Below are 13,870 nucleotides of genomic sequence, written 5' to 3'. Positions count from 1 at the left end.
GGGTGGGTGGGTGGTCGCCGTCGGTGGCGTTTCCCGGCGCGTCGCAGTGTGCGGTCTCGCATGCTGTTTCGATATTCGGTGGCCCCGCTGGGGTGGCGGTTGCCGAAGCCGGTGACGCGTGCGGCGTGGGCGGCGTGGGCCGACGACGACTGGAACCTGCGGCAAGCGACGTTGCGTGATGCGCAGTGGCAGACGCGGGCGCGTGGTGCGCCGTCGACGTTGGTCACGCTGCCGCGCGGTGACCCGGCCGTGCCCGGCTACGACACCCCGGACATGGACGCGCAACCGGAAGGATCGACCGAGCGGGCGCCGCGGCGTCGGATGCTCGCGGACCGGGTGTACGCGGACATGCTCGCCACCCCGCTGGGCCGGGGCTATCGCGGCAGCGCCCTGCTGATGTCCACGTCGCTGCCGTCGTCGGTGGGGGAGGCACCGGGGGCGTTGACGGCGCTGCGGGAGACGCCGACGGTCGTGGCGAACGCGCGGCGCGGGGAGGTGCGGTTGGACTCTGGTCCAGGCGGGCTGCTGATGCGGGTGCACGGCCCGACCTGGAGCCTGGTGTTCCGGCTCACTCCATACGTGCGGCCGGTGCTGGTGTTCGTGGACGAGGTGCCGGAGTTCTGCTGGCAGGTCGACGACGATGCCGACGCACACGACCTGATCAGAGACATGGTCAACGGGGTGATCCGCGCGGTGGGCCGCTACGACATCCGAGGCGGCGACAAGTACCCCAGCGCTCCCCTGCCTGCGCGTCGCTGAACATGGCCGCTCGCGGGCGCCGGCCCACGGACGGCCCGCGGCCGAGCTGGCGGGTGGCCGGGCATCGACCGTCGTCGACGTCGACAGGGGCGCGTATGCCCGAAGTCGCTGGAACTGCCGGTGTGTCCGTTGACCTCAAGAAAGACGTCGTGTGACTCCGGTGAACTGCCGCATGTCACGGGAGAAGTGGGCCTGGTCGTAGTAGCCGGACCCGAACACGGCGGGCTTCCAGCGCTGCTCCCCGCGGACACGGCGGACCGTGGACCTGAACCGCACGAGCCCCGCCAGCGTTTTCGGCGGCTGGCCGAGTTGCTCACGGAACTTCCTGCCTCGGCGGCGAGCGGACTGATCGGGACAGGTCGGCGCCGGGCAACTCGAAGTTTTCGGTCGGCTCCGTCTCGTCGGGGTCGACTCTCGGTGACTGCACCGCCGTGCTGCGCGCCGTGAGGGCCTCCAGGCTGTCGTCCTCAATCTCGACCGCGGCTCGGCGTGGTGCGTCGTAGTCGATGGGCTCGCTCATGGTGGTGGCTTCCCCGGCTCGGTCCGTGGTGTCACGACGGTAGACCGTACGGGTCATGTCCGGTGCTCAAGAGTATGGATCGTCCGGCTGGTGGCACGGGTCCTGGTCGGGTCCGCCCTCGCCGCGCTGCTCCGCACGATCGACGGTTGGGCATCGCGGCCTGTCGGTGGCCGCAGTGGAAGGGCGCCAACTCGTCGTCTCTGGACAGCGACGAGTGCCAGCAGGAGCCGAGTTGAGCCGGGTGGGTCAGCGCCGCCGCCGCTGAGGCGCTGCGCCGGACGGCAGATTGACCAGAGGCCAGGCGAACGGGGCGCTGTCGGCGAGGGCTTCAATGAAGGGCGGCAGGAGGTCAGCACGGCCGCGCTGGCCCCGCCAGGCCGTGCAGTCCGGCGCGGACCTGCTGGGAGTGCGGGCGGCAACGGTACCCAGGCTGCGGTGGCACGGGTCGCGGTCGAGCACGGTCTGCCGTTCGTGGTCGTCGCCGCCGGCACGCGCAACCACTTCGCGATGGATCTCTGCCTGCCCCGCACCGACCCGGCACGGGGGCTGGAGGCGCTCACCGACGGGTCGAGCTCCGGGTCGACGTCGGCTGGGCCGGCGACCGGATGTTCGTCAACAAGGCCTCGTTCGGTGCCCCTACGCTGCGGTGGTGCAGAGCCCCGGTTACCGCGTGGACAAGGCGGCGACGGCGCTGGACCTGCTGCCGGACCTCCTCGCCGCCCAGCGTGGTTCGGGGCTGCGGCTGGCATGTCTCCGTGACGTTGGTGGTGCGGCGGGCCGGTAGCAGTTCACGGTACCGGCCCGCCGCCCTTGCTCGTTGTCACTTTGCGTCGGTTTTGCGGGTCCGCTCGGTCGGATGGGACCGGGCGGCCGGGGGCCTTGCCTCCGCCTCGCCGGTCGGTTCCAGGGCCTTCATGATCCTGGGTGCGAGGACGTCGGCGAGGGCGGGTGCGATCGCGTCGGCGAGGATGCCGGCGATCGCTTCGGCGAGCAGTAGCCGTTCCAGCATGGATGCGCCGGAGGCGGTACGGGCCATGGTGGAGCGAACGGTGTCGAACAGGCCCGCCGGCGACGAGGAACGGCCCCGTCCAGCGGACTTCGTGGACTGCCCGGCGTCGCTGCTGTTGAGGATCTCCGAGATGAGCTCGTCGATCAACGCCTCGACCTGCTGATGCTGTCCTGGGTCGTCGGATGCTGACGATTCAGCCGCCACGGCAGATGGCTCCTTCTGTTGCACGGATGGCGCGACCCGCCCTCCAGGACATGCGGGCCGGAGAGCGGATCGCGTTCGGATGTCGGGTCGCGCGGGGCTGACCGGCGACCGGCCGGCTACCGGCGGGCCAGCATGGCCGCGAGCAGCAGCGGGTGTTCGACGAGGTTCTCGCCGCGCCGCTTGCGGCGGCCGGCGAGCATCGCGAGCAGCAGCGGATGCTCGATGCCGCCCTCGCTGTCGTCGTCGCGGCCACGGCGGGCCAGCGCGGCGAGCAGCAGCGGGTGTTCGAAGATACTACCCTCGTCGTCGTCGCGGCGGCGCCGGGTGAGCATGGCGAGCAGCAGCGGGTGTTCGATGCCGCCTTCGCTGTCGTCGTCGCGGCGGCGCCGGGCGAGCATCGCGAGCAGCAGCGGGTGTTCGATGCCGCCTTCGCTGTCGTCGTCGCGGCGGCGCCGGGCCAGCGCGGCGAGCAGCAGCGGGTGTTCGATGATGCTGTCGCCGCGGTCCTCGCGGCGCGCCATCAACGCGGCGAGCAGCAACGGATGCAGCGGACCTTCTTCGCCTTCCCGCTCGCTGGTCTCTGTCCGGCCACGTTCGGCGGTGGAACTGGTCATGGACACCCCTCGTGTCGACGGGTCCGGCCACACGCCGCGGCACCTTCGACGGCGCATGACACCAGACGGTTGCACGTACCAGTCAAGCGTTCCCGGCCAGCCCGCCAGCCACGTCACCTGCGCCGGGTGGCAGTCTGACCGCAACACGGCCGCTACCGGTCACGGATTCCGGTTCTGTCGCAGGAAGCGTGGTCGGCCACCTGTTCGCGGCCAGTCGACGTGCGCTGCGGGTCGACAACAATAGGGGTTCCCATGTCACGTCTCACGATCCGAGTCCTGCGTACCACCGCCGCCATCCTCGCGCTGACCGGGGTAGCGCCGGCCGCCGCACCCACGCCCGCTGTCGCCGCTCCAGGCGATGGTCCCAGCCAGCATCTCGTCGATGCGTATCTGGCCGAGCACCCAGGCGGCGTCCAGACCGGACCGTCCGACATCAGCTACGGCGGCGGCAGGTTCGTCGTCACCGTCGCCCGCCCCGCCACGAGCCTTGCCGGTGCGGACTGCCCGTCCGGATGGTTCTGCTTCTACAACAAGATCAACTTCGGTACCCGCGCGGCCGGCTCGGCGACTGCAGCTGGCAGGACCTGAGCAGTTGGGGGGTGGCGGAACCGGCCGCATCGACGAGACCGCGTGGACCCCGGTGCGCTACCCCGGCGGCGTCCAGGACGAGCGGACCGGCTGCTGGATCTCCGACGCGCAGGTCGCCGAAACCGTCTGCACCGCGTTCGAGTCCACCAGCCACAAGGTCACCGCACGGCTCGTCGTGCGCCGCGTCAAGGAACGCAATCCCGCACCCGAAGGTCAGGAGGACTCTTCGAGCTCTGGCGGTATCACGCGTTCCTCACCGACACCACCGAGTCCACAGTGGACGCCGATCTCATCCACCGCGGACACGCCGTTATCGAACAGGTCTTCGCCGACCTCATCGACGGACCCTCGCCCACCTACCGTCTGGCCGGTTCGCCGCCAACGCCGCCTGACTCACCCTCGCCGCGATAGCCCACAACCTCCTGCGCGCCGCTGGCTGTCTCATCGGACCCACTACGGCACCGCCCGAGCCGCCACCATTCGCCGGCACCCGATCAACATCCCCGCCCGGCTCGCCCGCCGAGTCCGACGCCTCGTGCTGTACCTGCCCAGCCGGTGGCCCTGGCAGCAGGCGGTGGCATCTCCAACCGCATCACCCGTGGCTGGGGTGCCGTGGCGTGACGAGTCCACATGATCGACGCATGCTGGGCCGGCGACGTGTGGCGGACTCGGCAACCGCCGGTGCTCGGCCACTGGGCGGAGCGCACCCCAGCGGCCACGCCACACGCGTCCCCGTCCGCACTCCGATCGACCTGAGACGCCCTGTCGCCGGAGGTGATTGCGAAGAGCTCCACTGTGGACGGACAATTCACTAGATTTCCGGTGCAATTGGGCTGGCCACGCGAAGCCGATCAAGGCTCTGACCAGGAACGCCGACCTTCTGGACTCCGGATCAGAAGGTTAGGGGTTCGAGTCCCTTCGGGCGCGCAACATCAAGAGGCGGTTGATCTGCGGAAACGTAGATCAACCGCTTCTGTTTGCTTGTCCACTGTGGACCTGATGTGTTCCAAATGTGATCGGCTGTTTCGGAACGGTCCAGACCGGCCCGTGCCGGTGAGCGCCGGCCCGTGCCGACTGGTCTGGATCTTGGACGGCGACGCGGGTCGTCGAACCGCTCTTCAGCAGGGTTGTCCGGGCTTCTGACCTCGGCCGGATTTCAGACCTCGACGAGAAGATCGTTTCCCGCTGCATGCCGCGGTGATCTTGCCATGTTCGGGGGTCATCAGACCCGCCGCCGCCGTCGTAACATGCCCGGACCGCAGCCGCCGCGCGACCCCGGGCTCCGTGATCGCGCGGCCATGCCGCCGGCAGCGCTCAAGCACGTGTCCGCATATGCCGCCGTTGGTGCACGGCAGCCGGCCCGTGCACGTCACAGCGTGTGACCAGCACGGCGAGGCCAAGGCTTCCCGTCCTGCCGAGAAGAGTGCGCTGTGCGGACCACAGTTCTCGTCGGCCATCTGTGTTATGTACCGCTCGTCAGCTTCGGGTCGCGGGCTTCGATGTGGTCGATTGTCTGGCGGCTCCACGCGTGGATGGCCGTAGCCTGGTCGGAGGTCAGTGCCTCGAAGAAGTAGCGACGAATATTGCTTCCGTGGCCCACGATGGCGGTCTGGGCCGCGCTGCGGCCTTTCGCGGTCAGGCGGATGCCGGCACGGCGGCCGTTGGACTCGTGGTCGGTCCGATCCACCAGCTCACGGTTCTCCATCCGGGTCAGCTGATGTGCGACGCGGCTCTTCTCCCAGCCGAGTGATTCGGCCAGTTCGCCGACCCGCATCTCTTCCCCGCGGGTCTCGTACAAGGTCACCAGCACGCTGAACTCGGCCTTGGAGATGCCGTGGTCCCGCTGCAGATCCCGGTCGAGTTCGCGGTGGAGCAAGCGTTGTGCCTGCATCCAGGTGTGCCACAGCTCCCACTGCTCCGGTGCCAGGGTGCGAGGTTCGGCCATGGCCTAAATCATACCGGCGCCGGAGTTGACGCGACAACTCCGGCCGGTATAGTTGTCGCGTCAACTCTAGAAGGGTCCGGCATGGAACGAACAGTCGTGATCATCGGCGGAGGCTACGGCGGAACGCTGGTGGCCAAGGAACTCGACGCCGACGCGAACGTCATCCTCATCGACCCGAGGGAAGGCTTCGTCAACGCGGCCGCGTCGCTGCGGGCACTGACCCGCCCGGACTGGGCACCCAACGCGTTCTTCCCGTACGGAACCCTGCTCGAGCGGGGACGGATCATTCGTGATCGGGCGGTCTCTGTGGACCCGCAAGGCGTGACACTCGCGTCCGGCGAGCGGGTTCGAGCCGACTATCTCGTTCTGGCCACCGGTTCCGACTACTCGTATCCGGCCAAACCTCACCCGGAGACAACGGGGATAGCCGAGCAGTTGGACGACCTCCGCGAGACACACAAGGAGCTATCCGGCGCCGCCCGCGCGCTGATCCTCGGCGCAGGCCCCGTCGGCCTGGAGCTGGCCGGCGAGATCAAGGACGTCTGGCCGGACAAGAGCGTGATCATCATCGACTGGGCCGCTGAGCTGCTTGCCGGCTTCCTCCCCGAGGTGCGTGACAACCTGCACCGCCAGCTGAACGAACGCGGCATCGATCTGCGGCTCGGTACCAGCTTGACCGCTCTGCCCCCGGTCCCGGCCGGCAAGACCGCCCGTTTCGCGGTTACCACCGACAACGACGAGGAGATCGTCGCCGACATCTGGTTCCGCGCGTTCGGCCTCCAGATCAATTCCAGCTATCTGGTGGACGGACACCTCACCCCCCTGACCGACCACGGAATGATCCCGGTAACCCAACACCTGAACGTCCGAGGCCACGACCGCGTGTACGCCGTCGGTGACCTCGCCGACCTCCCCGATCCGAAAATGGCCTCCTACGCCATGGAACACGCCGTCATCGTGGCCGCCAACATCAAAGCGCAACTCGCTGGCGAGATGCCCGAAGCCATCCACATCCCGACGTCCGACCGACGGATTCTGCTGCCACTGGGAACCCACGCGGGCGTCGGCCAACTCCCGACCGCCGACGGCCCCGCTGCGGCCACCGCGGAGACAGTCCACCAGCGCAAAGGCACCGACCTGTTCACCGCACGATTCACCGCCCGTTTCAACCGGGGTCGCCGTTGACCCCTCCATTTGCAGCTGTCACAACTGATCTGACGCACTCTCATGGATCCCCTCTAGTCAAGGGGTTGCGGCGAGGGCGTTTGTTCTACGCTTGGCGGTGGCGGGTCCGGGTTGTGACTTGTCCGAAGAGGCGGCTGTCGGGATTGGGTCGTCCGCGCTGGATTGCAGAGTCGCTCCCGAGTGTCCTCCCGGGCCCGTCGCACCGGTTCGGGCGCGTTTGGCGTCCTGGACCATTCGCTGGTAGACCACGTCGGAGAGGTGCCGTTTGAGGGCCCGCATTGCCTCCATGGTCGTCTTGCCCTCGGCGAGGCGGCGCCGGTAGTAGGCGCGGCCGAGGGTGTCTCGTCGGAGTTGGACGACGGCCATGATGTGCAGCACCCGGTTGATACGCCGGTTGCCGGCGCGGGAGAGCCGGTGGCGCTTCTGGTCACCGGAGGATGCCTCGATCGGGGCGGTGCCGTTCCACGAGGCGAAATGCGCAGCGCTGCGGAACCGGTCAACAGCGCCGATGTCACCGACGAGCCGGGTCAGGAGGCGCAGCGAGGGAAGGACTGGAGGGCTGGCGACCCGAAGGTGGTGTCCGAGGTCGACGACGAGCAGATCGCCGAGATCCTGGCGAACTGGACGGGCATCCCGGTCTACAAGCTGACCGAGGAGGAGACCGCACGGCTGCTGCGCATGGAGGACGAGCTGCACAAGCGCCTCGTCGGCCAGGACGACGCGGTCAAGGCGGTGTCCAGGGCGATCCGCCGGACCCGGGCCGGGTTGAAGGACCCGAAGCGGCCCTCGGGTTCGTTCATCTTCGCCGGCCCCTCCGGCGTCGGGAAGACGGAGTTGTCCAAGGCCATGGCAGAGTTCCTGTTCGGGTCCGAGGACGCGCTGATCCAGCTCGACATGTCGGAATTCAAACGACCAGTACACGGTGTCCCGCCTCGTCGGCGCGCCGCCCGGATACGTCGGTTACGACGAGGGTGGCCAGCTGACCGAGAAGGTCCGTCGGCGGCCGTTCTCCGTGGTCCTCTTCGACGAGATCGAGAAGGCCCACCCGGATGTGCTCAGCACGCTGCTGCAAATTCTTGAGGACGGCCGCTTGACCGACGGTCAGGGACGTACCGTCGACTTCAAGAACACGGTGATCATCCTGACCACCAACCTCGGCACGCGGGATGTGGCGAAGGCGGTCTCGTTCGGCTTCCAGGCCAGCGAGGACAACGAGTCCAACTGCGTGCGGATGAAGCAGAAAGTCAACGACGAGCTGAAACAGCACTTCCGCCCGGAGTTCCTCAACCGCATCGACGACACGATCGTGTTCGACCAGCTCCTGCAGGAGCAGATCCTTGACATCGTCGACTTGATGATCGCCCGGATCGAGACCCAGTTGCGGAACAAGGACGTGGGTCTGAAGCTGACCGACAACGCCAAGAAGTTTCTGGCGAACAAGGGCTATGACCCGGTGCTGGGCGCCCGGCCGCTGCGCCGGACCATCCAGCGCGAGGTCGAGGACGCGCTGTCGGAGCGGATCCTGTTCAACGAGCTGTGCCCCGGTCAGATCGTGGTCATCGACTGCGAAGGCGATCCACAACAATTCCAGAGAGCCACGTTGCTGTTCCGCACCGCCGAGAAGTTCAACATCATGCCTGAGCAGACGCAACCGACCGCAGCAGCGTTCGACGACGCGAGTCTGGCGCAACAGACGTAGTAGCCCGTTCGGCGCGGTACGCCTCGATCGGCGGCCATCCGGGAGGACTCCGCGTCCGTCAAGCACGTCAAGCACACCATCACCGGGGCGGCGTGGCCGGTGTTTCAGTGCACACAAATAACCTGCGAGGCGATTTCCTTCCCCGGCATTACCCGGGTCAGGTGTACGGGATCGCCGTCCGACCTTTCAGTCGTTCAGCCTCTCAGCTCAACTGGGTTACCAGTTTCGCTCTCCCGCTCGTCTCGCAGGCAATATCTACGCTACGCCGGAACCCGGCCGGCGCGGGGTGAGAACTCGGGGGAGTCTCCCTCGGCTACTCCCAGCGCCTGCGCTCCCCCGCTGACTAGCGCGATTTTGGCGGTAGCGCGCGCCTGCTGGTGCCGTCCGGCGTTGTTGTGTATTGGCGGCCGGCGTCCACTGGGTCGTGTTCAGCGCCAATGACCCCGAGCGAGTTGTTGCGGCGGGAGACCAGCGATGTGGGCGTGTTCACCCTGGTGCGTCGGGGCGGCGTGAGCGTTGACGCAGCCGCGTTGCCAGTGGACCAGGTCGGCGCTGTCGCTGCGCGTCGCGGCGTCCCGGGGCGTCAGGTCTTCCCAGCCGGGTATCCAGTCGGGGTCGGCGCGCCCCGGCCGAGGAGGTGGGCCGCGGATTCAGAAAGTGGTGCGCGGCCCGCTTGAGAGCATCCCGCCGGAGGGATGCCGCGGTCGTGTCGAGGCCGTAGCGCCGATGTCTGTCACAGGACAGCGCCGCGCGGCGCCACCTCAATGGCGGCAACGCCTCGGCCGTAGAGCACTACCAGCCGGTCACCATGCCTGCTGCGAAGCACACCCGAGTCCTGCGCAAGCGTGGAGACGATGCGCTCAACGAGCTCGTCTGCGTCGACGGCGTCGGGGTCCTCGTGTGTGATGTCCATGTGATCGCCGCCGGTGAGCCGGACGCGCAGCACGATCTTCACCATGGCCTCCCTTGTCCATCTCGAGCATAATCCGCAGCCGTTGATAGCCCACCGTGCGCTGGTCGCAGTTGGCTTCCTTGAACGCTGGCGCCGAGAGGCTTGTGCTCGATCACTCCACCGGGAATGAGCGTGTCAGCCACATCAGCCGAGGTGTGTCGGGGTCACGCCCGATCGTCAGCCGCGTACCCTGAACCGGAATCCGCTGCCCTGCACGGGGACCGTCGCAAACAACAAATTCAGCCGACACGAGTGCACCCTTCCACTGATCACGTCCACGGGTTTCTAACGCTCCCGAGAGCGTAGGTCGGCAGGCGCGGGAAGCCGCCCCCGCCGGAACCCGTCGAGGATGCCGAATGTTCTCGTGCCGGGTGTCACGCTGACGTCGCGGCGATCCGGGAGGCCAACGGCGGCCTAGCCGCCCGGCTCACAACATTGCGACGCATGCTGGGTCGGCGCCGTGGCGGACTCGGCGACCGCCAGTTCTCGGTCACCGTGAGGAGCGCACCCCGGCAGTCACGCCGCATGCGTCCATCTGCGCTCCGATCGACCTGAGACGCCCAGTCGCCGGAGGTGATCGCAGCGGTAACCGTCAGCTGGGCTGCGTTTCCGCTGCGGCCCGGTCCCACGTCCAACACGTCCTCACTGCCGCCGGCACCAACATCGTCCGGCTCGCTCAACACCGGCCCGACCAACACCGACGACCACGAACTCTCCTGCAAGAACTCTTCCACGCTGACTGACGACTGAACCCAAGATCACCAACAGCATCCCAAAAGTGGGCCAGAACCCACCTATGACTGTCACAGCCACGACGTGGTCTGCGAAGTAGTGGAAGTCGAGGTTTGTGGATCGGAGCACTTTGCCAAGCGCGACAGTGGCCCGGCGGGGTCTCGCCGGGCCACTGCTGTCGGGTAGCTGTCGGTCGCGATCTATGGTGCTGGGTGGCTACTGACTGGGGAGGGGCCAGCGGTTGGTAGGGATGTCGTTGCCGCTACCCCAGCCGACCGTCGCCCCGCCATTGACGAACCATTGCCCCGTTGAGGACCGGTACACCGCGAACTCGGTCGTCCCGTCGCCGTTGTAGTCACCGGGTACCGGCACGTCTCCGCTGGCGCCCAAGTTGACCGTGGCCCCGCCAAGGACGAACCATTGCCCGGTCGAGGGCCGGAACACTGTGAGGTCGGTCTTGCGGTCGCCGTTGTAGTCGCCCGGTGCTGGTACGTCCCCGCTGACACCCCAGCCGACTGTGGCCCCGCCGAAGAAGAACCACTGCCCGGTCGACGCCCGGAACACCACGTACTCGGTCTGACCATCGCCGTTGTAGTCACCCGGTACCGGCACGTCCCCGCTGACACCCCAGCTGACTGTGGCACCGCCAAAGACGAACCACTGTCCCGTCGACGGCCGGAACACCGCGACGTCGGTCTTGCCGTCGCCGTTGTAGTCACCCGGTACCGGTATATCCCCGCTGACACCCCAGCTGACTGTGGCCCCGCCAATGAAGAACCACTGCCCGGTCGACGGCCGGAACACCACGTACTCGGTCTGACCATCGCCGTTGTAGTCGCCCGGTACCGGCACGTCCCCGCTGGCGCCCCAGCTGACTGTGGGACCACCGAAGACGAACCACTGTCCCGTCGACGGGCGGTACACGACGAACTCAGTCCGACCATCGCCGTTGACGTCGTTGACGGCCCGCTTGACGCCAAGGGGCCAGCGGTTGGTGGGAATGTCGTCTCTGGCACCCCAGCCGACCGTCGCCCCGCCAAAGATGAACCACTGTCCCGTCGATGGCCGGAACACCGCGAGGTCGGTCTTGCCGTCGCCGTTGTAGTCACCGGGTACCGGCACGTCTCCGCTGGCACCGAAGTTGACGGTGGCATTGCCGAAGACGAACCACTGTCCGGTCGATGGCCGGAACACCGCGAGGTCGGTCTTGCCGTCGCCGTTGTAGTCACCGGGTACCGGCACGTCTCCGCTGGCACCGAAGTTGACGGTGGCATTGCCGAAGACGAACCACTGTCCGGTCGATGGCCGGAACACCGCGAGGTCGGTCTTGCCGTCGCCGTTGTAGTCACCGGGTACCGGCACGTCTCCGCTGGCACCGAAGTTGACGGTGGCATTGCCGAAGACGAACCACTGTCCGGTCGATGGCCGGAACACCGCGAGGTCGGTCTTGCCGTCGCCGTTGTAGTCACCGGGTACCGGCACGTCTCCGCTGGCACCGAAGTTGACGGTGGCATTGCCGAAGACGAACCACTGTCCGGTCGATGGCCGGAACACCGCGAGGTCGGTTTGACCGTCGCCGTTGTAGTCACCGGGTACCGGCACGTCTCCGCTCTGCCCAAAGGCCGTGGTGCCGATGTCTTTGATGAACCACTGTCCGGTCGTGGGCCGGAACACCGCGAAGTCGGTCTTGCCGTCGCCGTTGAAGTCGCTGACGGCGCCAGTGCCGGTGCAGGTGGGCTCGTCGGTCTGTTGCGGCACGCTGACGGCGTTCCAGGCGTTACGCACAGCGTTGTACGGGTTGCAGTTGCCGGGGAACAGGTTGATCGCGGCCTGCAGTGTCCACACGCGGTAGCGCAGGTAGGAGCTGGCGGTGGTCTTCATCAGCATGGCGTTGTAGAGGATCCGGATGGAGTCCTTGATGCCGAGGCCGTTGAGGATCACGCTGCCGTCGCAGGTCGGGCTGGCCGGGCCTGGGAAGGCGGTGCTGCCCTGGGAGAGCAGGTAGAACCAGTGGTTGCCCGGGCCGGCGGCACGGTGTACCTCGGTGCTTGCGTTGGGGACGGATGCGGAGTAGCAGTTGATGCCTCCCCCCAGCGACGCCGGGTCGAACATGCTGCGGTCCGGGCCGTACCCGTCGAATTTGCCCACCTCGCCGAACAGGAAGTCGGGGGTGTCGAACGGGGCCGGCTCGTTGGCGAAGAATTCGGTGGAGGCGGCGAACGCGTCGGCGATGAACTCCCCCGTATTGTTGTTGGACTTGCCGCCCGGTGTCTTGTCGTCGATGCCGTGGCCGAACTCGTGCGCGACGATGTCGAGAGAAGTGAGCAACTGGCCGTTGACGTTGCGGCCGATCTGGACTTTGGGGTCCCGGCCACCCATGTGGAACGCGTTTGGGACGGTGAGCCCGACCTCGATGCGGAACCCGCCGCCGTTGCCGTCGAAACTGTTGCGGCCCAGCCACTGCCGCAGCATCCGGTCCTGGGTCTGTGCGGCGAACATGGCGTCGGCGCAGCCGGTCTCGACGGATGACGAGTTGCCGTTGCCGAACCTGTCGACGGTGCTCTTGATGAGGGGACTGTTGATGGGGTCGTTGATGTTGTAAGCGTGGCACTTCAGGCCGGTGATCGTCGGGTCCTGGAGGGCGAAGCAGGGCGCGGTCACCGGGGCGCAGGCACCCGCGCTGGTACTGCGCGTGGTGTTCAACGGAATCGGATTCGGCCCGTTGAACGCGCTGTCGCCGGTACCTTCCGACACATGATCCTGGGTGGCCAGGACCGCCCCGGTGAGCGCGTCCACCTCAACCGTGAGCAGGTTCGCACCGTCGGCCCCGGTGCCCGCCACGGTGGACTCCCAGGCCAGCCGCGGCTCCTCACCGAGGGCGTAGACGACCAGCCGGGTGCTCTCGACCTTGTCGAGAATCTTCAGTTGCTTGCCGGCCACCTTCTCGGCGTCGGCCTGGGCGAGGGTGGGGGTCCTGGACAGGTTTCCGATCGGGCGCTTCATCGCGACGGAGTTGGCCATGACCTTGCCGCCGGCGTCGGCGGCGATGACGAAGTCGCCGCCGATGACCGGCAAGCCCGCGTAGGTGCGCTCGTACGGGACGTACCGCGTCCCTTCCGAGGTGATGACCGAGCCCTGGACGAACGCGTCGTCCGCGCTGGCCTGCAGGAACGCCGGCCGTCCGGCCACGAGCGCGGCCGCGCCGCGGACACCCGGGTCACCACCGACCAATTGGGTGGGCGCGGGGATTTCGGGGCTGGGCGCGGCTAGCGCCACGCTGGTTCCCGTTAGCACCACCACGACCGCGGTCACCGCGGTGAGCAGGCCTTTCGATACCTTCACCAAAGTCTCCTGTGGAAAGTCGGTACACGCACACGGAGACAATGGCCGGGCCGGTGTGAAGATTGCGTTGCAGAACTGTTGGATCCTGCCAACCATCCCGGGCACGACGTCGAGGCGAACCCTCGGTTGGGCATCTGGCCCCGGGCAGACTGTGCGACACACGTCGCTCGGCGATCGCGTGGCCAGTGCCCTCACCAACTGCCCGACACCGAGCATCGTCATCGCGGCGGTGCGGGTCGCGGTCGCCCGGCTGCGGACAGCCGCCGACGCAGGATCGATCGCATCTACAGTCCTTGATATTTGCCGAGCCGCCGGGATGGC

At 67.5% G+C, this 13,870-nt stretch carries 11 protein-coding genes and 3 pseudogenes; 7 read left to right on the top strand and 7 right to left on the bottom strand.

Features of this window, described 5'->3' with window-relative positions; genetic code table 11:
• Window positions 1–60: 60 nt before the first annotated feature.
• Window positions 61–759: a hypothetical protein gene (locus OHA72_RS12430; RefSeq protein ID WP_327007998.1), complete on the top strand. Its 699-nt coding sequence runs from the start codon at window positions 61–63 to the stop codon at window positions 757–759.
• Window positions 760–1,072: 313 nt separating this feature from the next.
• On the opposite strand, the gene OHA72_RS12425 is transcribed toward OHA72_RS12430, so the two are convergent.
• Window positions 1,073–1,279 (bottom strand): DUF4193 family protein, encoded by a 207-nt coding sequence (locus tag OHA72_RS12425; protein ID WP_327007997.1) that lies wholly within the window; start codon window positions 1,277–1,279, stop codon window positions 1,073–1,075.
• A gap of 90 nt (window positions 1,280–1,369) precedes the next feature.
• Between OHA72_RS12425 and OHA72_RS12420 the strand changes: the two are divergent.
• Window positions 1,370–1,792 (top strand): annotated as a pseudogene (locus OHA72_RS12420) (hypothetical protein); the annotation flags it as partial.
• A 136-nt stretch (window positions 1,793–1,928) separates the two neighbouring features.
• Entirely contained in the window at window positions 1,929–2,063 is a 135-nt protein-coding gene (locus OHA72_RS12415) for a hypothetical protein (RefSeq protein ID WP_327011991.1), read from the top strand.
• A gap of 36 nt (window positions 2,064–2,099) precedes the next feature.
• Here the strand turns inward: OHA72_RS12415 and OHA72_RS12410 are convergent, their stop codons facing one another.
• Both OHA72_RS12410 and OHA72_RS12405 read right to left on the bottom strand, forming a co-directional pair.
• A complete protein-coding gene (locus OHA72_RS12410; protein ID WP_327007996.1) occupies window positions 2,100–2,492 on the bottom strand; it encodes a hypothetical protein in 393 nt (130 codons plus the stop codon).
• Between the two features lie 116 nt (window positions 2,493–2,608).
• Window positions 2,609–3,106 carry a hypothetical protein gene (locus tag OHA72_RS12405; RefSeq protein WP_327007995.1) on the bottom strand — a complete coding sequence of 166 codons (498 nt, stop codon included), beginning with the start codon at window positions 3,104–3,106 and terminating at the stop codon, window positions 2,609–2,611.
• A gap of 252 nt (window positions 3,107–3,358) precedes the next feature.
• Here OHA72_RS12405 and OHA72_RS12400 point away from each other — a divergent pair, with 252 nt between their 5' ends.
• Both OHA72_RS12400 and OHA72_RS12395 read left to right on the top strand, forming a co-directional pair.
• The gene (locus OHA72_RS12400; RefSeq protein ID WP_327007994.1) at window positions 3,359–3,694 is read left to right on the top strand and encodes a hypothetical protein; all 336 of its coding nucleotides are present in this window, start codon (window positions 3,359–3,361) and stop codon (window positions 3,692–3,694) included.
• A 28-nt stretch (window positions 3,695–3,722) separates the two neighbouring features.
• Window positions 3,723–4,328, top strand: a pseudogene (locus tag OHA72_RS12395) (IS1380-like element ISGosp1 family transposase); the annotation flags it as partial.
• An 828-nt stretch (window positions 4,329–5,156) separates the two neighbouring features.
• Here OHA72_RS12395 and OHA72_RS12390 read toward each other — a convergent pair.
• Window positions 5,157–5,639 carry a MarR family winged helix-turn-helix transcriptional regulator gene (locus tag OHA72_RS12390; protein WP_327007993.1) on the bottom strand — a complete coding sequence of 161 codons (483 nt, stop codon included), beginning with the start codon at window positions 5,637–5,639 and terminating at the stop codon, window positions 5,157–5,159.
• Between the two features lie 81 nt (window positions 5,640–5,720).
• On the opposite strand from OHA72_RS12390, the gene OHA72_RS12385 reads away from it, so the two are divergent.
• Window positions 5,721–6,824, top strand: coding sequence for an NAD(P)/FAD-dependent oxidoreductase (locus tag OHA72_RS12385; RefSeq protein ID WP_327007992.1), 1,104 nt, complete (start codon window positions 5,721–5,723; stop codon window positions 6,822–6,824).
• Window positions 6,825–6,881: 57 nt separating this feature from the next.
• Here OHA72_RS12385 and OHA72_RS64625 read toward each other — a convergent pair whose 3' ends face one another.
• Window positions 6,882–7,334, bottom strand: coding sequence for a transposase (locus tag OHA72_RS64625; RefSeq protein ID WP_442788714.1), 453 nt, complete (start codon window positions 7,332–7,334; stop codon window positions 6,882–6,884).
• A 15-nt stretch (window positions 7,335–7,349) separates the two neighbouring features.
• On the opposite strand from OHA72_RS64625, the pseudogene OHA72_RS12380 reads away from it, so the two are divergent.
• Window positions 7,350–8,523: pseudogene (locus OHA72_RS12380) on the top strand (AAA family ATPase); the annotation flags it as partial.
• A 733-nt stretch (window positions 8,524–9,256) separates the two neighbouring features.
• Here OHA72_RS12380 and OHA72_RS12375 read toward each other — a convergent pair.
• Both OHA72_RS12375 and OHA72_RS12370 read right to left on the bottom strand, forming a co-directional pair.
• Entirely contained in the window at window positions 9,257–9,481 is a 225-nt protein-coding gene (locus OHA72_RS12375) for a hypothetical protein (protein ID WP_327007991.1), read from the bottom strand.
• 942 nt (window positions 9,482–10,423) lie between these two features.
• Window positions 10,424–13,549 (bottom strand): FG-GAP-like repeat-containing protein, encoded by a 3,126-nt coding sequence (locus OHA72_RS12370; RefSeq protein ID WP_327007990.1) that lies wholly within the window; start codon window positions 13,547–13,549, stop codon window positions 10,424–10,426.
• Window positions 13,550–13,870 lie beyond the last annotated feature (321 nt).

Source organism: Dactylosporangium sp. NBC_01737 (assembly GCF_035963215.1).
Classification (GTDB): Bacteria; Actinomycetota; Actinomycetes; order Mycobacteriales; family Micromonosporaceae; genus Dactylosporangium.
This window is presented reverse-complemented; position numbering and strand designations above follow the sequence as displayed.

Coding starts and splice junctions, on each gene's coding strand:
- OHA72_RS12375 (WP_327007991.1), bottom strand. CDS start 9,481: ATGGTGAAGATCGTGCTGCGCGTCCGGCTCACCGGCGGCGATCACATG.
- OHA72_RS12400 (WP_327007994.1), top strand. CDS start 3,359: ATGTCACGTCTCACGATCCGAGTCCTGCGTACCACCGCCGCCATCCTC.
- OHA72_RS12405 (WP_327007995.1), bottom strand. CDS start 3,106: ATGACCAGTTCCACCGCCGAACGTGGCCGGACAGAGACCAGCGAGCGG.
- OHA72_RS12430 (WP_327007998.1), top strand. CDS start 61: ATGCTGTTTCGATATTCGGTGGCCCCGCTGGGGTGGCGGTTGCCGAAG.
- OHA72_RS12385 (WP_327007992.1), top strand. CDS start 5,721: ATGGAACGAACAGTCGTGATCATCGGCGGAGGCTACGGCGGAACGCTG.
- OHA72_RS12390 (WP_327007993.1), bottom strand. CDS start 5,639: ATGGCCGAACCTCGCACCCTGGCACCGGAGCAGTGGGAGCTGTGGCAC.
- OHA72_RS12425 (WP_327007997.1), bottom strand. CDS start 1,279: ATGAGCGAGCCCATCGACTACGACGCACCACGCCGAGCCGCGGTCGAG.